Genomic DNA, 25671 nt, shown 5'->3' with positions numbered 1-25671 from the left:
TAAGCAGACAAAAGTTAAATCGACCACTGAGACAAAGAACGTTTAAAGTCTTGATAACCAAATTCATTTAATTTAATGATTTGTCCATCACGGCGCTCGCAATACACCGATGGCATTTTTAGGCCATTAAACCAGTTTAGCTTCACCATGGTATAACCGGCGCTGTCCATGATATGCAGCTTTTGTCCGATCTGTAATGGCTCAGCAAACTTGGCAACACAGAACTGATCACCAGCAAGACAAGAGCAAGAACCAATCACATACTCATGTTCACCCTGTTCATTGGCTTCAAGTACCGATGCTGGTTCACGATAAATCAAAGTATCAAGACGATGCGCTTCTGTCGCCGAATCAACAATCGCGGTTTGCATTTCGTTATCTACAATATCAACAACGGTCACGACTAAATCTGTGGTTTGAGTGATGATCGCTTCACCCGGTTCAAGATACAACTGAACCTTGTGCTTATCAGCAAAAGCTTTCAGCGCATCGGCGAGTTTATCTACATCGTATCCCGGCCAAGTAAAGAAGACACCGCCACCTAAGCTTACCCAGTCAAGTTTATCGAGATAAGCACCAAACTTTTCAGAAATGGCATCAAGCAGCGCAATAAATGCGTCCACATCCTTGTTCTCACAGTTCATGTGGAACATGACACCATTGATAGAGTCGAAAACGCTGGTATCTAACTTATCAAACTGTACTCCGAGACGAGAAAATTTACGAGCAGGGTTAGCTAAATCTTGCCCCGCATAACTCACTCCCGGATTTAAACGTAAACCTAGTGATGCCTTACCTTCCACCAAGTGGCGATAAGCCGCCAACTGAGATTGAGAGTTAAAGATCATTTTGTCGCAAATATCAGCAACCTCTTTAACATCCTGCTCACTGTAACCAACACTGTAAGCGTGAGTTTCACCGCCAAACTTCTCATAACCTAGCTTGACTTCAAACGGGCCCGAGCTGGTCGTGCCATCAAGGTAAGGCTTAATGATGTCAAACACGCCCCAAGTCGAGAAACATTTCAATGCTAGCACTAATTTAACCCCTGAACGTTCTTTTAAACGCTTAGCGATTTCCAAATTAGCGATCAACTTCGCTTCATCGATCATGAAGTAAGGGGTGTTTAATTCACTCTTTTGCATCTGATTTTATTCCTATTCATATCCAGTGACTTTCGTTACTGGAAATATCCTAAAAAGGAAAAAACAGCCGCTACTCAGTAGCTGCTGTTTTAAACACGCGGTATTTATTTCACATCTCTAGAATCAATATCCAAGCAATCAGTTCTAGGATGCCCTCAGCGATCATTACTTGAGAATTTTAATATCAGGCTGTCCTGGCTCAAGTTCAATCACATCCCAGTCCAAACCAATCGATGGCATGGTTTCTAAGAACGGATCGGGATTCAACTGCTCCATATTGAATACTCCAGCTTCAGCCCACTCACCACGGAAAAACTGTAGCGCAGCAGTAATCGCAGGTACACCCGTCGTGTAAGCAATTGCTTGGTGCTCAACATCCTTATAAGCCACTTGGTGATCAGCGTTATTATAGATAAAGACACTGCGTTCTTTGCCGTCTTTTCTACCTTGAACCCAAGTACCAATACAGGTCAATCCGGTATAACCCGGAGCAAGTGACGTTGGATCGGGTAACATGGCTTTTAACACTTGCAATGGTTTCACTACCGTTCCGTCATGCAGAGTTAATGGCTCTGGATTCAGTAAACCAATATCTTTCATCACATTAAAGTAATTCAGGTAGCGATCGCCAAAGCCCATCCAGAATTCAATCCGTTTAGCTGGAATAAATTCCTGTAGCGAACGAATCTCGTCATGAGACATTGAATAGACTTTAAAGTTACCGCAATTAGGGAAATCAAACTCCAGCATACGGGTATGGCAAGGAACGCTTTTCCACTGTCCCTCTTCCCAATAGAAAGAGTCGCCCTGAATTTCCAGTAAGTTAGTTTCTGGATCAAAGTTGGTGGCGAATTTTTTACCATGATCGCCCGCGTTAATATCTAACACGTCGATGGTATCAATTTCATCAAATAAATGTTTGACCGCATAAGCGGCAAATACACTCACCACACCTGGATCGAAACCCGCACTCAAAATACCAGTAATACCTGCTTGTTTAAACTTATCACGAAATGCCCATTGCGGATCGTAAGCTTCTGGTACTTGCTGCCCTTCTGTGCATAAGTCAACAGCCACTGACGTATCTAGATAAGAGACTTTTGCTTGGTAGCAAGCTTCCATAATTGTGACGTTAACCCAAGGAGGACCAGCATTGATCACTAGATCAGGCTTCACCTCATTAATCAACGCAACAAGTGCAGCAACATCATCGGCATCCACTGCGCGAGCTTCTAGCTTCTTAGTCGAATCTTTAAGGTTATTTTTACCTTTAATGGATTCAATGATCTTCTCACACTTCCCGATAGAACGAGAAGCAATGGTAATATCACCCAGTACGTCATTGTTTTGCGCTGCTTTGTGAGCAACTACCCAACCAACACCGCCCGCACCAATCTGTAGAATTGACATAGTATCCGTTACCTTTATTTCGCTAGCTCAACCGCTAGAGTTTCAATTTTAGCCAGTAAAGATTCAAAATCTGAAATCTTTAAGCATGGGTTCAAGATTGTGAATTTCAAAGCTGTTTTGCCATCCACTATGGTTTCGCCAAGTACAGCGACACCGCGTACCAAGGCCTGCAGACGAACGGTTTTGTTCAGCTCATCTAAATCAGACGCTTGTGTGTTTACCGCGCGGAACAACACGGTAGATAAACAAGGTTCAGCTAACAGTTCAAAAGCGTCATGCTGGCGAACTAGCTGCGCCACTTGTTGAGTTTGCTCAAGCAAGTGATCATACATGGCACCCATTTGTTGTGGTCCCACGTTTTGCATAGTCATAAACACTTTTAACGCATCAAAGCGTTTGGTCGTCGCAATCGATTTATCGACCAAGTTTGGTAACGTATCGTGTTCACGGTTTAAATAATCCGCATGATGAAGCAGGTATTTAAAGTTATGCTTATCTTTCAGTAGTAACGCACCGCAACTGATGGTTTGGAAAAACAACTTATGGAAATCGACACTAATAGAGTGAGCGCGTTCGATACCATTTAAACGCTGTTTATGGCTGCTCAAAATCAGCGCGCCGCCATAAGCACTATCGACGTGCATCCATAGATCATGTTGCTGAGCGGCATCGGCAATCGCCACTAAGTCATCAATGGCACCGTGATCGGTTGTCCCTGCCGTACCCACAATCGCAAAAGGTATTAACCCCTCCGCTTTCGCTTGGTGAATCACAGCGTCTAGCTGAGTGACATCCATCGTGCCATTTGGCAGTGCGTCCACAGCAAGAATGGCTTTTTCACCTAAGCCCATCCAAGAGGCGGATTTTTGTACCGTAAAGTGTGATTTTTTCGAGCAAACAATCCGCAGCTTATCGGCATAGTCAGGCAAACCAAGTTTTTGAATCGAATGACCACTTAATTTATCGGCAATCCAATCACGAGCTAACATCAAGCCCATTTGGTTACTTTGCGTGCCACCACTGGTAAAAATACCGTCCGCTTGTGAACCTAAGTGGTATTTGTCACACATCCAATCGACCACTTTCTGCTCAACAAACGTTGCCGCAGAAGATTGATCCCAAGAATCCATGGATTGATTGAGTGAAGCGATGATCGCCTCAGCCACTACCGATGGCATCAATGGTGGAGTATGTAAATGAGCAATACAATCTGGATGCTGAACAATGATTGAATTTTTAGCAATCAGTTCAGCAGTATCTGAAATCACATCGTGCAAAGACGCATTTTTATTATCCAGATCAACGGCGTTAATCGCATTTTCGAGGATCTTTGGCTCTAACCCCGAATAAGGTGCATTAACTTGCTCAAATACTGCTTTCATTGCAGCCGTAGTGTGATTCATTACTTGAGCGAACGCTTGGCTGCCTAAATGCCCAGTATGGATAAAATGCTTTTTCCACTGTTCATTCGCGGCTTCAGGTTCTTTCAAGCCTCCGCCAGCCGCAAGAATGGCTTCTTCTAACACACGTAATGCAAAATCAATTTGCTCGAAAGAGATGATCAATGGTGGTAAGAAGCGGATCACCGAACCATCACGTCCGCCTTTCTCAACAATTAGTCCGCGCTCTAATGCGGCGCGTTGAATCGCCAGCGTTAATTGCGGTGCCGATTTAGGCTCACCAAATTGATTAAGCTCACCACTTGGATCTTGAATTTCTAAGCCAAGCATCAGACCTTTACCACGAACCTCGGCAATACAATTCACACGGCGTTGAATGTTTTCTAAGCCCATGCGTAAGTATTGTCCCGCAATATTGGCGTGCTCAACCAAATTATCGCGAACAATAATTTCTAGTGCTTTAGCTCCAGAGATCATCGCTAATTGGTTACCGCGGAAAGTCCCCGTATGTTCGCCTGGACGCCATGTATCGTGCTGTTTATTGATCACCAAAATCGACATCGGTAAACCACCGCCAATCGCTTTTGATAAGCAAAGTACATCAGGGATGATTCCTGACTCTTCAAACGCAAAGTGATAACCGGATTTACCAACCCCACACTGAATCTCATCGAAAATCAGTAAAATGCCATGTTCATCACAGATACGGCGCAATTCACGTAACCAAAATGCTGGCGCAGGGATAACGCCACCTTCACCTTGCACGGGCTCGACAATAATGGCAGCGGGTTTCATGATACCGGCTTCGTCATCATGCAATAAGCGCTCTATATAACGAATGCTGGCTTTGGCTCCCTCATCACCGCCGAGTCCAAACGGACAACGCAGGCTGTATGGGAAGGGCATAAAATGCACATCGGACATTAAACCGGTACGACGTGCCTTGGTATTTAGGTTGCCCATCATACCCATCGTCCCATTGGTCATGCCGTGGTAAGCGCCACGAAACGCAAACATGGTATTACGACCAGTCGTTTGCTTGGCTAATTTAATCGCGGCTTCGACGGCATCCGCACCAGAAGGACCACAAAACTGAATGACACACTGTTCAGCAAGTTCTGTCGGTAAAAATCCTTTCACTGTTTTAATAAAATGGGTTTTTGCCGTAGTTGCTATATCCAAGGTTTGATAAGGCAAGCCAGAATCGAGCTGGTCTTTCAACGCTTGATTGATTTCAGGATGGTTATAGCCTAACGCAAGCGTTCCTGCGCCAGCTAAACAATCGAGGAAAAGCTGTCCACGGGTATCTTCCACTAAACAGCCAAAAGCCTGTTTAATCGCAATCGGTAAACGACGTGGGTAAGAACGTACCGCGGATTCGTGTTCAGCTTGATCAAGCAAAACTTGATCAGGCGTTAGATCATAAAGACCATCTAGTATTGGTACTTGGTTGGAAAAACAGGTTGCGATAGTGTTATCGACTTCAAAGGCTGTACTCATCTTCGTCACCTTGAAATGGTTAAAATTCTGTCCATTGTTCGTCGTCATGCGAGGAAAAATGACAAATAGCAAAATTTCCGATGCTGTCGTAAGACACCTTCGGAATACGGACCATTAGCGTAAATGGCAAATCACTAAAACAGAGAATCAAGGTTCGGTTATGCTGCTGTCTTGATAAACAGGGCATAGAGGAAGCACAAAGCTGATTATTAATGTGTGTAAGTTAAGTGAGTTCAATGTTGGGTTTCCCATTCACATGCTGTTTCCACAGCAAGAGTATCCCGTCTATCAGCAAAAGGTTTGCTGATACCTACCCTACGTGGTGCCGCAATCAGCTTGAATGTTCACCACGCGTATCCCCCAGAAAACGCAGTCCGAGATTGAGGCGGACGTTAACATAAAATTGACCGCGTTCGCAATGATTTTTATTCTATCCCCAAACGACTTGAAGTTGCAGGTAGGCGGCAAGTGAATGACAAATTTGTCTGGAACAAATTTGAACAGCCGTAGGCTGGCCTTTGGTGAGAGCCACGGATGGCTCTCATAATCCCCATGAGCATAGGCAAACGATGTGATTGGGGTGAACGAACGTAGCCAACACCGCTGCAGCTTTAAGTAGGAAGGGTATATCATTCAGCCAAATAATCCGACTATTGAGCAATAAGTGGTAAAAAACCTCTAGCGCATGATCCATGCGCTAGAGGTTGATGATTAAACGTAATAAAAGAGTAACTAGCGTTGATTAACCCTAGTTTTTGTTGTCGTTCTCTTTACCCGCGGGCTCGGCTTCTTTGACGGGTAAATGACGGCTGGCCAATTCATGCGTTTCTAGATCATAACGCTCTTTAATCACGTCCTTCACGACACCATCCCACTGTGGTACGCCAACAAAATAACTAGCGCGAGCTAAAACATGAGCAGCAATCGGTGCCGTCAAGATAACAAATACCACTACAGCGAGAGCTCGTACCACAAAGGCCATGTCTCCCCAGTTAACCACAGCAAACGCCACCACCATCAAGCCAACACCCAATGCCCCAGCTTTGGTTGTTGCATGCATGCGAGTTAATAAATCTGGCATACGGTTAATACCAATGCCTGCTAGCAACATTAAAAATGAGCCGGTAAGAATGAGTATCGCAATAATTAAATCAGTCATCGTCTCTGTGTCCTCGTTTTTCTAAATAACGGGAAAAACCGACCGCTGCCATAAATGACGTTAAGGCCAACACAATCGCCACATCAATAAAATAAGGTTGTTGGTAGCGAATGCTGTAGAGTACGACTAAGCCAACGGTTAAAGAGGCCATTAACTCTAAGGCCACCACCCTATCAGGTAAAGATGGACCTTTTAATAAACGTACCGTTGCCAAAACCAAGCTAATTGCTAACATGGCAAAGCAAAGGGTATAAACAATATTCAACATAGTCTGTTACCCCAGTAAATCAATCACACGAGCTTCAAGACGCTTGAACTCTTCAATCTGACGAGCTTCATTCTCAAAGTACATTAAATGGACATACAACACGCTTCTATCGGTGGCCACATCCAATGCCAAAGATCCCGGTGTGACGGTAATTAATGTCGCAAACATAGTGATCGCCCCTTCGTCTCGTAAATCGAGAGGAATCGCAATCACGGCTGGTTTCATTAAATGCGTCGGCGTTAATACATCATAAGCCACTCGCCCATTAGCCTTAATTAAATCCCAAATGAAAAACAGTCCAAAACTGATCACTTTCGGTAATTTTTTAAAATAGGCTTTAAACGTTGGGCTATCTCGTAGCAAATAAGCCAAAATCACGTAACTCATCAGCATGCCAGCAAATAAGTTAGAGATGGTATAGGTACCCGATAAGATGAGCCATACCAAGGCAAGCAACATATTCCATCCAAAGGCTTTCATGACTGACCTCCAAGTACCGCATCAATATAAACTTGTGGATTCATCACCTGCTCAGCGGTAGCATTCATCAGCTGAATAAACCACTCTGCACATAAACCGATGGTAACACTCATTAACACCATAAGGATGATTGGAACGTACATACAGAAACGTTCACTATCACTCATCGGTGAATTCGTTTGCGCATCATCAGGTAATTTCTTCCAAAAAGCCTCTGCCCAAATTTTAATCATTGAATAAAGTGTTAGAAGGCCAACCGCTAACGCAGAACCAACGGCAATCCAATGGCTAATACCAATCCCTCCGGTTATGACCACATATTTAGCAATAAAACCAGAGAATGGCGGAAGCCCAGCTAACGATGCAGCACTGATCGCAAACAAGAACGCTAATAAAGGCGCACTACGGTATAACCCACCTAACTTATCCAGTTGGTAGCTACCGTGACGACGATACATCACGCCGCTGATCAAAAATAAATTAGTTTTCACAATCATGTGGTGTACGACGTACAAAATACCACCAGCAATAGCTAACGGTGTGAACAACGCTAAGCCTAACAGCATATAACCAATCTGACTGACACTGTGGAAAGCGAGGATACGTCGAACCTCAAATTGAGCCGCAGCCCCTAACACACCCACCACCATGGAGAAGATCCCCATCCATAACAAAATAGTTTGGTGAGTAAATGCCACATCGGAGATAAAAATCAAACTAAACACGCGATACAACGAATAGACGCCAACTTTAGTTAATAGGCCAGCAAAAATCGCAGAAATCGCTACTGGTGGTGTGTGATAAGATGCTGGTAGCCAGAAAAACAGCGGGAACGCTGCTGCTTTAATCCCGAACGCCACCAAAAAGAGCAGCGAGATTAACGTAACAATTTGTGGGTTGTCGGATGCCGCTAGCTTTTGCGCTAAATCAGCCATATTTAATGTGCCAGCATAAGCGTATAACAAGCCAATTGCTGATAAAAATAACGCCGATGATAATAAGTTTAGGGTCACATACTTTAATGCCCCTTCCATTTGGGCTCGTTCACCGCCAAGGATCAATAGACCAAATGACGCAACCAGCATGATCTCAAACCAAACGTAGAGGTTAAAGATATCGCCGGTTAAGAAAGCACCGATCACCCCAGCCAGCATCAGATGCAATAATGGATAAAAACCAAACGCTTCGTGTTCTTCGCTCATGGTTGCCAATGCATAGATGGAAACACATAACGCAACAAAAGCAGAAGACGTAACTAACGTCACCGCCAGTAAATCGGCGACCATGGAGATACCAAACGGCGCTTGCCATCCCCCCAAGTGAGTAACTTGAATTCCATTTAAATACACGTTGTGGAATAAAATCAACGTAGCAATCAATAGTGTGGAGTTGGAAAGTACACTGGCCCAACGTTGCAGCTTTCGATGACGCCAAATGACCATCGATAATGCCGCTGCAAACATAGGAATAAGAATAGGCATTAATAACATCATAATTGAGTATCTGTCGTCTTCATTTTGTTCATGTCATCCGCACCAATGACTTTATAGGCGCGATGTATCAGTACTACGGCAAAAGCCAGTACGCCAAAGCTGATCACAATCGCCGTTAATATCAAAGCTTGTGGGAGTGGATCAGCAATCTCAGCAAACGGTACGGTCATTCCTACCGGGATCAACGGCGGAGCACCTCTCACTAGCCCGCCTCCGGTGAAGATCAGTAAATTAGCCGCATTGGATAAGATCATTAAACCAATAACAAGCTTAACAATACTGCGACGTAACATCATAAATAGAGCGGCGGCATACAATCCGCCAATCACGAAAGCAAATAAAGTGGTCATGTTACTTAATCCTCCACTTCAGCAAGGGTCAGCAATAACGTCGTTACCATACCAATAACGACCAGATAAACCCCGATATCAAATAATAATGGTGTACTCAATTTCAGTTCACCGACGCCAGGTAGATAAACCGTCCACCACACACTGGTCAAAAATTCACTGCCTGACAGAATCACACCGATCACACCACTAAACATGGCAATCATTAATCCAACACCCATCAGTTGTGAACTATCGACACCAATCAGACGTCGGGTCTGGACTGGTGTGAAAGCAAACAGATGCAAGGCAAAAGCACTGGAGGCAACAAGACCAGCAATAAAGCCGCCCCCCGGTTCATTATGTCCACGCAGCAATAAGAAAATCGAAAACAGCAACAACATTGGTAATAGAAATCGTGCCGCGACTTGTAGAATTAACGCACTATCTGTTTTCATGGTTTATTTTTCTCCAACTTGATCATCGCCGTGACTCCAATGGCGGCCAAAGCAAGAACAAATAGTTCACCCAAGGTATCTAACGCACGATAATCAACCAGTATTACGTTAACAATATTGCGTCCTTTTGCTATCACATAACTATTTTCAATTAAGTAATCACTGATCCTATCGGGTTCGGCAAATTGAGTCACGGTCATCACCAGCAATGTCATCATGCCACCAAACACAATGGCGACAAAAGCATCACGCCAACGAACGTCTGAACTTGATAAGCGTTGAAAACGCGGCAATTTAAACAATACAAAGACCAACATGATCACCGTTAGCGTTTCAATCAGTATCTGGGTAATCGCCAAATCAGGGGCACTAAAGAAGACATAAATCAACGCCATACTAAAGCCTAGTGCGCCGATCGCTGCAACCGCACCCAAACGCTGCGAGGTGATACAGGCATAACTCACTACCGCAATAATGATGCCCGAGATCAGAATCTCGTAAACCTCAACGCCAGAAAAATCCAGCGTACCATACCAACCAACGCGCGTGGCAATGGTGTAGCCAACCAATACAATGGTGGTAATAAAGATGGTTAAAATGTAATTGGAAAGATAACCATTTTGTACACGACCTGTTAACCATTTAGAAAAAATCACTAACCCTTGCATAAAGAGGTCGTAACCTTTTTCTGGACCATAGTTAAGTAAAGGCTTAGCCAAAATAGCTTTAGGCGCTAAACGGCCCCAGCGTTTAAAGAGTAAATAGCCCCCTGCTAATGCGACGGCACTGAGCAGTAAAGGTAAATTAAATCCATGCCATAAAGATAAAGCGATAGGATCAACCTTATACCCAGAAATGGATGAAGCCGCAGCAGTAATGAGTGGTGAAACCAAGGATGGAATCAAACCAAAGATTAGCCCTAAACTTGCGAGGAGTGAAAAACCAATCCGCATAGCAAAAGGAGCTTCATGGGCTTCTTTCGGCGTTGTGATCACCTCTCCCCAAAACGGCTTAATCGCAACCAGTCCGGCACAAGCCGCTAAGCAGATGGAAGAGACTACGCCAACAAACAGTAATGCACTTTGCCATGGACTGGTTAACAGCCCTTCTAACATCGCTTCTTTAGCAATAAAACCGAAAACCGGTGGAATACCTGCTAGAGCTAATGCCGCTAGTGACATAAAAATCGCCGTCTGTGGCATGCTGCGCCGTAAACCACTCAACTGACGAATGTCTTTGGTTCCTGTCTCATGGTCCACCGTACCGGCGGCCATAAACAAAGCCCCCTTGTACAGTGCATGGGCCAATAAAAACACCATGGCGGCAATTAACGCCGCTTCCGTACCAATCCCGATTAATAAGGTTAAGGTGCCTAAAGAAGCAACCGTGGTATAAGCTAAAATACGTTTTAGATCGGTACTCGTCACCGCCATTACCGAGCCTACCAACATCGTCAATGCACCGACGCCAACGAGCAGCATCGTCCACGTACTGTCTCCTGCCATGACTGGTTGTAAGCGAGCCATTAAATAGATACCAGCTTTCACCATCGTAGCGGAATGTAGGAATGAGCTAACTGGCGTTGGTGCTGCCATTGCGTTTGGTAGCCAAAAATGAAATGGAACCTGAGCCGATTTAGTAAATGCTCCCGCCAATACCAGTAACATCATTGGTAAAAATAGGCTATGTTGCTGGATTTCTGCTCCTTGACGGACAATTTGATCCAACTGGTAGGTACCGGCAATCTGACCGAGTAATATGACTCCCGCCATTAAAGCAAGGCCACCACCGACCGTAACAAACAGCCCCTGCAAGGCTGATTTACGCGACTTTTCTTGCTCATGATGAAAACCAATCAGCATATATGAAGTAATACTGGTCAGTTCCCAGAAAACAAACATCGCCATAATGTTGTTCGCTAACACGACACCAAGCATGGCGCCCATAAATGCACAAAGATACATCACTAGCTTACGCTGATCGACGTGGCCTGATAGGTAACTTCCTGCATACACGACAACTAATGTACCGATCCCAGTGATCAATAATGCAAACAATAGGCTTAAGCCATCAAGACGAATATCAAGCGAAATGCCTAATGACGGAATCCAATCGTAATAGAATAATAAGCTATGCCCAGCCGTCACCTGCGGAACAAAGCCTAAGAAATACACAAACAGCAAGGCAGGAAGCAAAGCAACCCACCATACTGCACGCTCACCTAATTGGCGATACAGCCAAGGTACAAAAAAAGCAACAATAAAACCTGACATTAATGCTAATAGCATCTAATGACCTCCAAACGTCGAAATCCTGTCGTAGACAACAAGGGTTCGTTTCCCTAATGCAAGTGATTAAATGACAACCACACTAAAAATAAAGCTGAACGGCGAATGCGAACCGTGTTACGTATTATCCTAAAAGGTTAATACTTTAATATAAACAACTTACATGAAGAGTAGCTTACTCTTCCTAAAACAAGAAAGCATAAAAACAAAGTTTTATGCTTTCTGAGAGTATATTGACCTGTCAAGGGATTTTTCTATAAACCATGACACATTAACACAAGATAAAGATAGGCACATGTATCGTTGTTCAGCACCAACCAGAATTTACGTTACTGTTATCACCCATGTATACGGCTCGAACAGTCAATAAGGCCTAGTATCTCCTTAACTAAGGCTCTAATACCATAGGATAGCAATCTCTTGAAACATTAAGCCACTATCCAATCACACTATGTTTAATCCGCTGACTCGATTAGCGAAGCCTTGAGTGATTAGAACTTCGCTTTGATCTCTTTCACTAAAATAGGCTCATCAAGCAATACTTTTTTCGGTAGCGTAGCACGTAGCATAATATAGCCCGCCAGCGCCGCAGCGGTTGACCCAATCAAGATACCTAAACGGGCATAGTTATCCAAAATAAGATGAGCATGACCGAACGCTAACGAAGAGATAAAGATCGACATCGTAAAGCCGATACCACATAACACCGAGACAGCAAAAATATGCCGAGTATCAATACCTTCTGGTAACTTTGTCATCCCTAATTTGACGGAAATCCAGCTAAAGGTAAAGATGCCAAGCGGTTTACCGACAAAAAGCCCTAACGCGACACCAACAGGTAACGTTGATGTTAATCCTGCTAACGAGATCCCTTCTAACGAGATCCCCGCATTCACAAAAGCAAACAGCGGCAGAATGGCAAACGTTGACCATGGATGTAACCAATGCTCTAAGCGCTTTAATGGCGATGGAGAGGTTGCCTGTTTACCTTTCAAAGGAATCGCAAAACCGATCATCACGCCAGCAAGGGTGGCATGAATACCTGACTGTAGGACAGCAAACCATAATATTGCGCCAAGTATCAAGTATGGCACTAACGACGTGACCTTGTAACGATTAAGTAAGTATAAACCACCGGCCGTCAGTAAACCCATTGCTAACGCAAAACTCGATAGCTCACTGGTATAAAATAGGGCAATAATAATAATCACGCCAAGGTCATCAATAATCGCCAACGCTAATAGAAAAGCCTTCAAACTCACAGGCACTCGATTACCCAGTAACGCCATAATCCCCAAAGCAAAAGCAATATCGGTGGCCGCAGGAATCGCCCATCCCTGGCTTGCCGTAGGATCCGCTGAATTAAACCAAGTGTAAACCAATGCTGGCGCTAACATTCCCCCTAAAGCAGCAATGGCTGGGAATAAAGCCTGCTCTTTTGATTTTAGCGATCCTTCGATTAATTCGCGTTTTACTTCTAGGCCAATTAATAAAAAGAAAATCGCCATCAGCCCATCATTGACCCAATGAGAGAGAGACATACCGAAGACATAAGCATGCAGAGCATGCTGATAAAGCTCATTAACAGGTGAATTGGCAATCAACATAGCCGCAATAGCAGCCATAACTAATAACACTCCACCCGCGGCTTCTGTTTTAAAGAAACTACGAATCATGCGTATCATGGGGATATCGTCCTTTGTGATGATAAGAATCAACGATGAAATGTACCTAACGACACTAAACACAATAAATCCGGTACAAGAAGATGAGATTGAGTCTACTCACTCGCTGCTCGGTTTAAAAATCGCTTCTAATGAAACTAAACATCGGAAAATCCGATCTATAAAGACAAAACAAACGTAATTTCCGTCGTTAAAATAGACAAAAATAATGTAATAAAATATGTTCACTCAAAAATCACATCAAAAGATCATTTATAAAAATAAAACTTATCAAATAGTTAAAATGATAATATTGATTTTAAAGAAAGGAATTCAGAATTCGAAATAAGTCAAGACACGATAAAATGAACAGCCATGCTTGTACCGTAAACATGAGGTAAAAATAGAAGATGGGGAGATAAATCAACTATTGAGTCGTCATACGCTTAAACGTTGAACACAATAAAAGGCATGAGCTAGGGTCTGTTAACCTTTCGAGCTGATTTTTACAGCAGTTAGTGGTTTTTTATTTTTTATACAAGGCATAAGCGTTGGAATGTAGTAACGCTACCTGATAAGCCGATAACGCGGCAGAAAGGAGCCACCAACGCTGCCTGAAGGGTTAGGCCAAAATACACAGACAAAAATCAAACTAATAGCCCGTCAGCTGCATAAAACCGCGGACAGAATGCGAGCCTTGAGAATGAATGGGCCCTTGCCAATAAGGCTGGGTGAAGTCTAACCACAGATTAGGATTCAGTGGACTCAAGGTAATATCGATATTTTCTTTAGCGATCACGACCTGCCATTGCAAAGGTAACGTTTTGCCATTGGCAAGTTTGACGGATGGCAGTGGTATCATCTTGATTTCTTGCTCAGTCAAATGAGTCACCTTTCCATCTTTACTCGCCAAGGTGCCATAAATATGAGGTCTTTGATGCAGATAACGATGTCGAGTGACACTCAACGTTCGCTGTTGATCAAGGTGCAGTACAAACCAATCTAAACCTTGCTGATCTTGGCCTATCAGTCGGCTGCCCCACTCTTTACTTATCCATGCCTGACCACGTACGGCTATCGGTTGTGTATAAGGCGTTAAACGTAATGTACCTTGAATCGAGACAAATGGCGCATATACCGAGTAAGAAGCCAGTGATGAATGATGATTTTGTCGCCGCTGAAACCCTTGTTCGCCCGGTAAGATATAAGGACCTTTAGGTGTCATATGCATCGCCAACTGAAAGTTATCGGTGGCAATATCTAACTGACTCGGCAATGGCCCCGCACTTAATGATCGCCAATGCCAGTTATCGATCCACATCCGAAATGGCGGTGTTGTCACATCGGCTTGACCAATCCCCCCTCGGGCAATACGTTGCTCTTTCCAAACTTGATAAGCATTCGCCACCGCAACATGCGATAAAAATAGTTGCGAATTTTGCCAGCCGACGCCTTGCTCGGAATCGTTCGCCAACTTAAAGAAATTCCATACTATCCCGTATTCTTGCCCCTGTTCATCTTGTACATTAGCGAAAACATGCCACCATTCATGTTGATACTGGGGATGCAAAGCAAAATCTTGTGGCAAACGAACGGGATTATCGGCAGAGGGAAAAGCAAAAACCTGTTGCTCATCGATGGAATGAGTCACCGATGACAAACGGTCAGCCGATAAGGTCAAAAAATGACTGACAAGGAATCCAATCAATAAACCAAGTGCGATCAAAACAACCGCTATCAGCCATCGCTTGTGATTCATATTATTACTCATAATGCATCCCTTAATGATTTAATCGCCGACTGACGAACTAAACGCATCACAGGAAGCGCCCCAGAAATAATCAGTGCCAGCATCGATAACATAGCCGTTTTTGCATAAGCGGCTGGCATCAGTTGCAACTCAATACTCCATCCAAATGAGTAACGGATCACCACATCAATCACCAGTGTTGCTAATGCCAAACCCAGCGGCAAGGCAATCAATAAGGAAATCAACCCGAAAACCAATAGCTGTAACGCACCAATCACCACTAACTCTTTACCTGATACACCCAAACAACGCAAAAGGGAGATATGCCGCTGACGAGAGACCTCTCCCGCTAAGGTTGCAAAGAATATCCCACACACAGCAATAAACAGCGTAATGTTACTTAAGCTATCAGCGATAGCAAACGTGCGATCAAATACCTGCATGGCTTGATGATGAATAGAACGGTTATCAAATACACGCTCAGAATTAAGACGAAAGACACTATTTAAGCGTTTCAATAATGCTTCCCCCTCCGTTACCTGATCAGCGTTAAGCGTCACCGCTAAAGAGACATTGCCGCTACTCATAAAACCGTGCAACCAACTTTGGTGAGACATCATGACTTGATGGTAGGGATTACCATAATCATAATACACCCCGACCACTAACCAATGTTGTCCTAAAGGCATCGATAAATCGATATAGTCACCCGGACGAATACCAAGCCGTAACGCCATTGATTCGCTAATCATTACACTGCGAGATTGATGAAGAAGATACCAATAATCCGGAACACCGACTTTAATGGTTAATGATTGCCGCTCACCTTCAGAATCGCCTGTACTCACCATTTGGATCATACCTTTGTCACTGGCGAGATCTTTTTCCCAACGATGCCAGACTTCTTGCACTTCAGGTTGTTGAGTCAGCCATTGTGTCATCCGTGCTGCAGAACTATTGGTTGGATAAAGATAAATATCCGCAGCTAATCGTTGATTCAACCATTTATCCGTGGTGTCTCTAAAACTGCCGACCATGGTTTCTACACCAATATTCGCCGTCATCGCCAACATAAACGCCATGGTCGCAACGCCTCGATAACTCATGCTGGCAGCCGCATCCGCAAAAAACCAACGTATTTTTACGCCACGTAAAGTATAAGAAAAACTGACAAACAGTTTCCAAATAAAATAAGGTGTTAACAACGCCGCACTGAGGAGCATTAAGGTAATGATCACAAATCCAGAGGTTTGACTTTTCGGTGCTTGATAAATCGCGATGGCTGAGACGAGCAAGCCACAAGCCACTAATCCTTGAAAGGTAAATTCTGAGCCAGCAAAACGAACCATCGACAAACGTGTGGTTAACCGGATCGGTTGAGACTTGAGCAGACGAATTAACGGCCAAGCACAAGACGCTAATGCAGCGCAAGTAGCCATCAGTAAACTATAGCTACTCCAGCGCCAGCTCCACCCAACGGAAAGTCCTACGTTTGCATCATACAAATTGCTTAAGCTAGCAGATACCGAGGGCAATAATTGGTTGGCCAAAACTAACCCCAAAACGTTACCACAGGCCCAACTGATTAAAATCAAACCGATCAATTCTATCGATAACGCTTGCGCTAATTGCCAACCAGAAACTCCAGTTTGTCGCAAGATCCCCACTAATGGCTGACGCTGAATTAACGATAACGACATGGCTTGATAGAAAATAAACATACCGACTAAAAAAGACAGCATACCCAGTGCGGTTAAGTTCATATGAAAAGCTTGGGTGAGTGACTCTAACTCACTACGCGTGGTGCGTACTAACGCCATTCCACTGGGTAAACTATCGGTTAATCTTTGCAATTTCTCTTTCGGCATATCACCGCAAGCAATCACCGATAACCCAGAGCTTTGACGAATACTGCGCACCAATGAAAGGTCGGCAACGACTCGTGTACCATGAATCAACCCATTGGTATCAATCAATAGTGGGCCAAGCAGGCTGCCATCTTGTAATGGAATGTAGTCGCCATTATTCCAACCTTGTAACGTTGCAAAGCCATCACTGACTAAAATCGGATGTGGCGATTTAAATAAGGCTAACGTACTAATTTCATTGAATGACTGACGATTATTAAGGGGGAGCATCGCTACTGGGTCAATCCCTAAAAGCGAAAACTCCGTGCCAGTTGTCGTGGTTAAGCGATAATGATCAATAGGCACACATTGATGGAACCCTTCTCGACGTAACTGAACGTAAAAACCTTGAGGAATTTTATTAGCAATATGTTTTGGTCGAATGCGATAAGGAAGAGGATTGGCAAACAGTTTTTCACCATGCTGATAGCTTTGTTTCGCATGATGATTAATCGCCGTCACACCAACTAATAAAGAAACACTGAGTGTTAAACCCAGCCAGACGAGAAAAATTTGTAACGGGTAGCGACGATAATGCCCAAGTAACGCTTTAACTACGGGCAATAACATGCAACCTTCCTCCTTGTAAGCGAATACAACCTTCCATGTGCTGCGCCACTTTTTCACTGTGAGTGACTAACAATAAGGTACATTGTAACTGACGACTCAATGAAGTCAGTAAGCGCATCACTGCTTCAGCATTGCGTTCATCAAGGCTACCGGTTGGCTCATCCGCTAGAAGGATTTTGGGTTCCATATACAAAGCACGAGCAATTGCCGCTCGTTGCTGTTGACCGCCCGATACTTCTTCAGGATAACGACCTAAAAGCGGCATTAAATCTAATGAGGAGAGAATTTGTCTCAATAAACCTTGGTCTTCGGATAAACCTTTAAGTTGCCGACAGAAGCGGATATTATCGGCGACATTTAAGGTCGGCAACAGGTTAAACTGTTGGAATATATGACCAATGTTATTACGCCGAAAGGCGGTGCGTTTATGCTCTGATGTACTGTGCATCGCAAAGCCGGGAAACCAAATCTCCCCCGAATCAACACTATCTAAACCAGCGATCAAATTGAGTAAGGTGCTTTTGCCAGAGCCACTCTCACCCATTAATGCCAACTGATCACCTTGATTTAACGTCAACTCTGCACCTTGTAACACAGGGTGGAACTCATCACCATCCACAAAACCTTTGCTCAGGTCTATCAGCTGTAACATTAAACCGCTCACACCATTGCTTAAAATTAGGATTGAGAATCTACACTAAATCCCTTCGGGTAGGAAGTATTTTGGCTGTAGATCACAGAATATGAACACAATTGCACCAACTTGTTGTTATGTGTCTAGTTTCCGATCAAATTCCGCATCCATTTTTTACTGATCATTCGCCATAATGAGCCGACCCATTTGATCAATTCTTCGACTAAAAACAACAAATAAATCCACTCAGGTTTAACGTTAAAATAGATAGCGGCAATCGCCGCCAGAGGGATACCGATAATCCACTGCGCAACCACATCTTGTCCAAGACAAAATTTGACATCGCCTCCAGCACGAAGGACTCCGACAATCACTGTCATGGGTACGGAACGCAAGACAATGCCAAGGCTTAAAATCACAATGAATTTTTCTGCTAACTGACGAGTTTCTGCGGTCAGAGCACTAAACGCATTTAAGATAGGGATCTGCACAATAAACAGAACCATAGCAACCAGTATCCCAGACAGTAGGCTCAGCACCGTAACACCAATGGCTTGGTAATAAACCGCATCATACTGCTTAGCGCCTAACTGATTGCCGATCAGTACCGCGGCCGCATTAGACATACCAATTAAAAAACTCAAAGAAATCGATTCAACAGGCGTCATGACGGATAAGGCAGCCAGCCCCTGCACTCCACTTTGGCCCATGATGGCGTGGTAAACAAATAACCCTCCAGCCCATGCTAAAAAGTTAAATGTCGTCGGGAGTGATAAGCGTAAAAATCGTTCAATGGTTTGCCAGACCATGACCGCTTTTACATCAAGTAATCCAAAAGCTAATAGATGCTTTTTCCAATATAAGTAACCATACAAACAGCCCACTTCAAGAAAACCACTGAGTAACGTTGCAATCGCTGCGCCTTGAATACCGAGTGCTGGAAAGCCTAATTTGCCGAAGATTAGCACCCAGTTCAAAAATACGTTAGCCAAAATCCCAATACCACTGAAAAAAGTACTAATGCCTGGCTTATGCATCGCACGTAGGCCGACCGCCATACTACTGACACAGGCAACCGCTAACATACTAAAAGAGGTAATAACGAGATATTGACTGCCCAGTTGATTAACGAGCGCCGAATCGGTGGTCAATGCCATAATTTGTTGTGGAAAAAATAAAAATAAACCCACCGTTAATACCGCAAACAACATCGACACCAACCAAGTTAAGGCGGTACTTTCTCTCACCCCCTGTTTATTCGCTGCTCCCCAATATTGAGCGGTTAAGAGTGCTCCACCTGTCGTTACTCCCACGAGCATAATTGTGGTCACGAACGTAGCTCTTGCCGCCACACCAACCGCCGCAATTTCTGCCTCACCGAGCTGTCCCAGCATCAACACATCCACTAGCCCGCGGCTAGAAAACATGATGCTTTGTAAAGTAATCGGCAAAGCAATCGCTATCAAGCGGCGCAAAAAGTCACCTTTGGTGTAATATATCACTTGTGAAACAACGGACAACGGAGCACCTCAATGGCAAACATTAACCAGAAAAAGACATATTGAGTCGCATCAATATCAATCGGCGGTCCGTTTAATCGAGATTACTGGACCAAATGATATCGCTACAACGTCAAGTTAGAAGGCTGAATAGTGGCTGAAGATTATACGCTCAAGCCTTAGCCTATCCCAAGGAATAAAAATGAAAAAAGTATTAGTATTAGGTGCTTCAGGTTACGTCGGCTCTCAGCTTATCCCTTTATTACTTGAACAAGGTTATCAAGTCACCGCGGCGGCTCGGCAAGTCGATTATTTTACCGATCGCACCCCTAAACATAAAAATCTGACCATTATTTACCTTGATTTAGCCGATCAACAGCAGACTTGTCATTGGGTCAAACAAGCGGACTTAGTCTACTTTTTAGTGCACGGCATGGCCCAAGGCGGCGATTTTATCGACTACGAATTATCCCTAGCGAATAACATGCGCGAAGCTTTACAACACAGCCAAGTCAAACACGTCATTTATCTTAGTGCTTTACAACCACCATCCGGCCATTCTGACCATTTAGCCGCTCGACAAAAAACTGGCGAAATTTTACGTCAAAGCCAAGTTCCCGTAACCGAATTAAGAGCAGGAGTGATCATCGGCCCTGGCTCAGCGGCTTTCGAGATCATGCGCGATTTTGTTTATAATTTACCCATTCTGATCACACCGCGATGGGTCGATTCAAAAGCCAACCCGATTGCTTTAGCTAATCTTAACCATTATCTGTTAGCGCTTGCTAAGGAAACTCCCGAACAACATCAACAATTTGAAGCGGGTGGCCCCGATACCCTCACCTACCGTGAACAATTTGAAGTGATTTGCCGATTAGCCAATAAACCCTTTCGGCTTTGGTCTACTGGTTTACTCACCCCTCGAATGGCCTCTTACTGGCTTGGATTAGTGACCTCGGTTCCGTCGAGTATCGGACGCGCATTGTTAGATGGCCTTGCCCATGATTTTATTGCCAATAACGATGCGCTTCAGCAACGTTATCCACAAACAATGATTGGTTATTACGATGCGGTAAAGTCCACCATCGAACAAGAGGGTACCTTTGTACGCAGTAATGTCTGGGGCTTTGACCCCGGCGCAATGCAACGTTGGCAACCGGGGTTTGGATTTTATCCTAAGCATACTGGCGCAACCATAACCACCGATGCAAGTGCAGAACAGCTATGGAAAGTCGTCAAGACCATGGGCCAGCGCGATCAAGGCTATTTTTTTGCTAATTCGTTGTGGCGAACACGTGAATGGCTCGATGTGTTATTTGGTGGAGGAAAACCGGTTCGACGCAGCCCACCAGGAACCGAGTTGCAAGTCGGCGATTTTATCGACTCATGGAAGGTAATTCGCTGCCAGCCGCCGCACTTTTTGTCGTTACTGTTTGGCATGAAAGGGCCTGGTTTAGGGCGTCTGGAGTTTGCCATTAAAGATCTTGGTCAGCAACGTGAACTGACTATTACCGCATGGTGGCATCCACAAGGGTTTCGTGGCCTTCTTTATTGGTTTGTAATGATGCCTGCCCACCTATTTATTTTCAAAGGCATGGTCAGAGCGATCGTGAAAAAAACCGGAAAATGAATCTGTGGGTGTCACTAACCAATGGATGAGTTACCCCCGTCACAATCACGGCGAAAACTCTCGACAGTGCAAGGAATTGACACTATTTTACATTGATATTATCAATGCCAACTTAAAACAAATAACACAAGGATATCAATGTGAGCATCATATATCGATGGATAGGTATACTCTGTATTGGACTATTTTCCCTTCATGCCCCAGCAACATTAGCCAATAGTGGTTATACCGAAACTCGCTACCCATTAGTACTGGTCCATGGCATTTTCGGCTTTGATAGTATCGCCAAAATAGATTACTTCTATGGCATTCCTCATGCACTCAGCAAAGATGGCGCTACCGTATTTACTGCGCAAGTCGCAGCCGCTAACCGCTCAGAAGTACGCGGCGAGCAACTATTGGCGCAAGTTGAAACCATTCTAGCCCTAACCGGTAAAGAGAAAGTCAATCTTATCGGTCACAGTCAAGGCAGTCCAACCGCTCGTTATGTCGCTTCAGTACGTCCTGATCTGGTTGCTTCGGTGACTAGCGTTGGTGGTGTTAACTGGGGATCGCGAGTCGCTGATATTGTGAGAAATACCGTACCGGAAGACTCAATTTCTGAGGCCTTAGCCGTCAAAATCACCAATAGTTTTGTCACTTTGATCAACGTACTCTCCGGTGGCAAGGGGCTAGAACAAGATGCATTAGCTGCGCTCGATACCTTAACCACCGAAGGCTCATTGGCTTTTAATCGTCATTATCCAGAAGGCGTTCCGACAACCTATTGTGGGCAAGGTGAAGCGCTCGCCAGTAATGGTGTTCATTATTTTTCTTGGACAGGTTCATCGGCCATTACTAACTTGCTTGATCCCACCGATATCCCCATCGGAGTTTTAAGCCTTGCTTTTGATGAACCCAATGATGGCTTAGTCTCTGTCTGCAGTAGCCATCTTGGTCAAGTCATTGGTACCCACTATAAAATGAATCATCTCGATGAAGTCAATGGGCTTTTAGGCATCCGCCATCTTTTTGAGGTTTCACCCATTACTCTTTATCGTCAACATGCCAATCGTTTGCAACAACTTGGACTGTAATGATGCGTTATAAACCCATGATGGCTGCCCTAGCACTCGGAGTATTGATAGTGACATTGTCACTAATATGGTTGCCTGATGATCAACCCGTGACCACACAACCACCGAGTGTACTGAAAAGTGACGTTGATCTTTCCTCCCCTCGCGATTTCTTGAATTATCTGGTATCAGAAATGGATCAGATCGATGTTAACTTATTAAAACAACAACTTGCGCATTATATTGATGAGAAAATCAGCTTTGATGAGCCTTTGTTTCATCAATTAATCGACTATCACCACGCTCTCGATAAGTTAAGCTTTTCATCACTGAACGGACTCGCTGCAGATTGGCAACGTCTGCATGACAAAATCGTTCATCTTCAAGGCGTTCATTTTTCTACCGATCAGCAATCTTTATTTACTGAAGAAAATCGTATTCGTCAGCTCGCGATTGATAAACAAAAACTGTTTGAAATCTATCCACAACAAAAAGCGCAACGCTTATGGGATGAGCAGATCAACCAACAACCGGATTACATACAACGTAATGAACACAATGATCGTTTATTAAAAGCGGTTCTCACATTAGATGAGCAAGATCCACAAGACCACTACCTAGCTTTAAAAGAATGGGTAGATGAAGAAACCATTCAACGTCTTAATCACCTTGGGCAATCAAGACAGCAGTTTGATCAACAGTGGCAGCATTATGTTGAGCAAAGAAAAGTAATTGTTAAACGTTTAGCCGATCATCCTGATCAGCAACAAACACAGTTAGACGAGCTACGTCGTCGCACGTTTTCCGAACAAGATTTACGACGTGTACAAAGTTTAGAACGCATTCACTTTGATCAATAAGCATTGTGCTCAATAAGCGCTTTGGTCAATAAGATAGTATAAGTAAGAGATCGGATAAGTCACTCCCCCATTGCGGGGAATAATTATTGGATTAACGTGAGCAAACATCATCAACAACTGATGTAGATTCAAAGAGGAAACGTTACTTTTATATTTATCAGAGCCACGATAAATCGTCGCTCTGATTTAGGCTAAAACGGTAAAATTAAGAGGCTTGAAAAGAAAGGGGAATTTCCGCTAATTGGGTCCCTTGATTATCTGGAAAAATCACATATTCGCCATGGTATTTGACGTTCGATTTGTAATCAGTACGTTTATGAAGCATAAACCCTGCTGCCGCTGCTTTCTCGACAAATCCGGCATGGTGACCACGCACAAACCAGTTCATCGGTTTTATCAAGGCTTCGCCATCAAAACAGTCATCACACTGCCTTGAGCAAAGCGCGAAAGAGTTTTGCCCTTCGATAAATATTTGTACTTTACCACAATCCACTAATGGTTCAGAGGTTGAGACTTCCCATCCAGCTTGTTCCATTTCGTCCAAAAAGGCGTCTATTTTCTTATCCGTTAAGTGATTATCGGCATGCTCATTGAAAAACTGGGCGTAATACGCCGAAATACGTCGAAATTGCAACCATAGTCCTGATTGATTCCCCTTCGAGCGCCCCGCTTTTTGCCAAACGGTTAAATCATCGCGTACACAGCGGTCAAAACGCTGACTTTTTAAAGATTTGGTCACCCAATGTACTAAAAAATGATTATTTGCCACGGGAGCATTCGCCAACTTTCCAGCAGCGTGTTCTTGCGCTAACTCTTCTAAAGCGCTGTTCACCAGCTTCTGAATTTCTAAATAATACTTCGCCACTATGCGTTTCTTCCCAATGTCCAATAAAAACCCGCTGACAGCACGGAACATGCTGACATCACTAAAATCATTGGCCAAGTCACATCGCTTGGCATTGAGGCAACCACGGCACCAATCACCGAGCCGGTACCAAAGCGCAATGTACCGGACAAAGAAGAAGCCGTACCAGCGATTCGAGGATAACCGCTCAATAATAGCCCCATCGCATTACTGCCAATGGTTGAAATGGTGCCAATAAACAACACCACAAAAGGAACGGTTCCCCATAATCCCCAATCAAGAGCCCAACCGACAAATAAACCAACGCCCGCCAATAACTGAATAAATAATCCAAAGCGCAACATGGCATGCGAACCAACGCGTCGCACAAATCGACCATTAATGCTGGTCATCGCGATCATCGCAATAATATTGAGCGCAAACAGATAACCAAACTGGTTTGGTGTCACACCATAAATGTCAATATAAACAAAAGATCCTGCGGTCAAAAAGGCAAACATTCCCGAAAATGAAAAAGCTCCAGCGAAAATCAGCCCCATCGCCTGACCATTACGGCATAATTGCGCATAGTTTTTCATGGTGTTCATAAATCGCAATGGTTGACGATTTTCTATTGCCAGTGTCTCAGGCACTTTCCAAAGTACCATCGCCATCACGACCACAGCAAAGATAGCCAACACCCAAAAAATGGAACGCCAACCAAACCAAACGGCTAAATGCCCACCAATCAATGGCGCAACTAACGGCGCGAGTGTAACCACTAAGGTGACAAAAGACATTGCACGAGCAAAGTCTTCTCGATCAAACATATCGCGCACAACCGCCTGAATCACTACCGCGGCAGCTGCGCCTGCAAACCCTTGAGCGGCACGAATATAAGTTAATGCCTCGATACCATGTGTCGTGGCACTAAAAACCGAAGCCACCGCAAATAAAAACACCCCTGACAACATCACCGGACGACGACCATAACTGTCCGCTAACGGGCCGTGCAATAATTGTCCAATCGCAAAACCTGCAGTATAAGCCGTTAACGTTAATTGCACGGAACCGGCAGTAGTACCTAAATCTTTCGCGATAGCGGGCATTGCAGGTAAATACATGTCGATAGCGAGTGGGGTTAACGCCCCGATAGCGCCCAACACAATAAACAGCAAAAAGCCAAGGCTAGAAGCATCATATTTAGCGGGGGCAGTATTGGAAGTCATAAGTCTCCGTTTTATCAATGAATATGATTTAACTCTGGTCGATAGCCTATCGACTCAATCGCTGATGTTGCCGATCAGCAACCCATTTCTTTATTCCGA

General features: G+C 44.1%; 20 protein-coding genes. 3 read left to right on the top strand and 17 right to left on the bottom strand.

Features of this window, described 5'->3' with window-relative positions; all coding sequences use genetic code 11:
* Positions 1-14: 14 nt before the first annotated feature.
* The 15 genes from nspC to FKN88_RS01425 all read right to left on the bottom strand — a co-directional run bounded on the left by nspC (position 15) and on the right by FKN88_RS01425 (position 19975).
* Entirely contained in the window at positions 15-1145 is a 1131-nt protein-coding gene (gene nspC / locus FKN88_RS01495) for a carboxynorspermidine decarboxylase (protein ID WP_306687138.1), read from the bottom strand.
* A gap of 165 nt (positions 1146-1310) precedes the next feature.
* Positions 1311-2555, bottom strand: a complete 1245-nt coding sequence (locus tag FKN88_RS01490) for a carboxynorspermidine synthase (RefSeq protein ID WP_004395366.1) — start codon at positions 2553-2555, stop codon at positions 1311-1313.
* Positions 2556-2569: 14 nt separating this feature from the next.
* Positions 2570-5455 (bottom strand): pyridoxal phosphate-dependent class III aminotransferase, encoded by a 2886-nt coding sequence (locus FKN88_RS01485; protein WP_306687137.1) that lies wholly within the window; start codon positions 5453-5455, stop codon positions 2570-2572.
* A gap of 748 nt (positions 5456-6203) precedes the next feature.
* Complete coding sequence (gene mnhG / locus FKN88_RS01480; protein ID WP_154168316.1) at positions 6204-6614, bottom strand: monovalent cation/H(+) antiporter subunit G; 411 nt, start codon at positions 6612-6614, stop codon at positions 6204-6206.
* Positions 6607-6882, bottom strand: coding sequence for a monovalent cation/H+ antiporter complex subunit F (locus tag FKN88_RS01475; protein ID WP_040904345.1), 276 nt, complete (start codon positions 6880-6882; stop codon positions 6607-6609). Before FKN88_RS01475 ends, mnhG begins: the two co-directional genes overlap by 8 nt.
* A gap of 6 nt (positions 6883-6888) precedes the next feature.
* The gene (locus tag FKN88_RS01470; protein WP_040904346.1) at positions 6889-7362 is read right to left on the bottom strand and encodes a Na+/H+ antiporter subunit E; all 474 of its coding nucleotides are present in this window, start codon (positions 7360-7362) and stop codon (positions 6889-6891) included.
* Positions 7359-8855, bottom strand: coding sequence for a Na+/H+ antiporter subunit D (locus FKN88_RS01465; protein WP_306687136.1), 1497 nt, complete (start codon positions 8853-8855; stop codon positions 7359-7361). The genes FKN88_RS01470 and FKN88_RS01465 overlap by 4 nt, the downstream gene beginning before the upstream one ends.
* Positions 8852-9205: a Na+/H+ antiporter subunit C gene (locus FKN88_RS01460; RefSeq protein WP_154168320.1), complete on the bottom strand. Its 354-nt coding sequence runs from the start codon at positions 9203-9205 to the stop codon at positions 8852-8854. Before FKN88_RS01460 ends, FKN88_RS01465 begins: the two co-directional genes overlap by 4 nt.
* 5 nt (positions 9206-9210) lie before the next feature.
* On the bottom strand, positions 9211-9642 hold the full coding sequence (locus FKN88_RS01455; protein WP_040904350.1) for a Na+/H+ antiporter subunit B: 432 nt from the start codon (positions 9640-9642) through the stop codon (positions 9211-9213).
* Positions 9639-11930, bottom strand: coding sequence for a putative monovalent cation/H+ antiporter subunit A (locus FKN88_RS01450; RefSeq protein ID WP_154168322.1), 2292 nt, complete (start codon positions 11928-11930; stop codon positions 9639-9641). Before FKN88_RS01450 ends, FKN88_RS01455 begins: the two co-directional genes overlap by 4 nt.
* Positions 11931-12421: 491 nt before the next feature.
* Positions 12422-13615 (bottom strand): Na+/H+ antiporter NhaA, encoded by a 1194-nt coding sequence (gene nhaA, locus FKN88_RS01445; protein ID WP_004395375.1) that lies wholly within the window; start codon positions 13613-13615, stop codon positions 12422-12424.
* A 631-nt stretch (positions 13616-14246) separates the two neighbouring features.
* The gene (locus tag FKN88_RS01440; RefSeq protein WP_306687135.1) at positions 14247-15365 is read right to left on the bottom strand and encodes a lipocalin-like domain-containing protein; all 1119 of its coding nucleotides are present in this window, start codon (positions 15363-15365) and stop codon (positions 14247-14249) included.
* Positions 15362-17821, bottom strand: coding sequence for an ABC transporter permease (locus FKN88_RS01435; RefSeq protein WP_306687134.1), 2460 nt, complete (start codon positions 17819-17821; stop codon positions 15362-15364). The genes FKN88_RS01440 and FKN88_RS01435 overlap by 4 nt, the downstream gene beginning before the upstream one ends.
* A complete protein-coding gene (locus FKN88_RS01430) occupies positions 17802-18473 on the bottom strand; it encodes an ABC transporter ATP-binding protein (protein ID WP_306687133.1) in 672 nt (223 codons plus the stop codon). Before FKN88_RS01430 ends, FKN88_RS01435 begins: the two co-directional genes overlap by 20 nt.
* Before the next feature lie 125 nt (positions 18474-18598).
* On the bottom strand, positions 18599-19975 hold the full coding sequence (locus FKN88_RS01425) for an MATE family efflux transporter (protein ID WP_004395381.1): 1377 nt from the start codon (positions 19973-19975) through the stop codon (positions 18599-18601).
* Positions 19976-20156: 181 nt separating this feature from the next.
* On the opposite strand from FKN88_RS01425, the gene FKN88_RS01420 reads away from it, so the two are divergent.
* From FKN88_RS01420 to FKN88_RS01410, 3 genes are all read left to right on the top strand, one after another.
* Entirely contained in the window at positions 20157-21584 is a 1428-nt protein-coding gene (locus tag FKN88_RS01420; protein WP_306687132.1) for a DUF2867 domain-containing protein, read from the top strand.
* A gap of 161 nt (positions 21585-21745) precedes the next feature.
* Complete coding sequence (locus tag FKN88_RS01415) at positions 21746-22660, top strand: lipase family alpha/beta hydrolase (RefSeq protein WP_373567166.1); 915 nt, start codon at positions 21746-21748, stop codon at positions 22658-22660.
* Positions 22660-23499: a lipase secretion chaperone gene (locus FKN88_RS01410; RefSeq protein ID WP_306687131.1), complete on the top strand. Its 840-nt coding sequence runs from the start codon at positions 22660-22662 to the stop codon at positions 23497-23499. Before FKN88_RS01415 ends, FKN88_RS01410 begins: the two co-directional genes overlap by 1 nt.
* A 205-nt stretch (positions 23500-23704) precedes the next feature.
* On the opposite strand, the gene FKN88_RS01405 is transcribed toward FKN88_RS01410, so the two are convergent.
* Positions 23705-24364, bottom strand: a complete 660-nt coding sequence (locus FKN88_RS01405; RefSeq protein ID WP_187003206.1) for a DUF2913 family protein — start codon at positions 24362-24364, stop codon at positions 23705-23707.
* Positions 24364-25572 carry a Bcr/CflA family multidrug efflux MFS transporter gene (locus FKN88_RS01400; protein WP_004395386.1) on the bottom strand — a complete coding sequence of 403 codons (1209 nt, stop codon included), beginning with the start codon at positions 25570-25572 and terminating at the stop codon, positions 24364-24366. Before FKN88_RS01400 ends, FKN88_RS01405 begins: the two co-directional genes overlap by 1 nt.
* Between the last annotated feature and the right edge of the window lie 99 nt (positions 25573-25671).

The organism is Vibrio sp. 2017_1457_13 (assembly GCF_030851525.1).
Taxonomy (GTDB): Bacteria; Pseudomonadota; Gammaproteobacteria; order Enterobacterales; family Vibrionaceae; genus Vibrio; species Vibrio metschnikovii.
The sequence above is the reverse complement of the archived record's forward strand: the minus strand, read 5'-3'. Positions and strand labels throughout refer to the sequence as shown.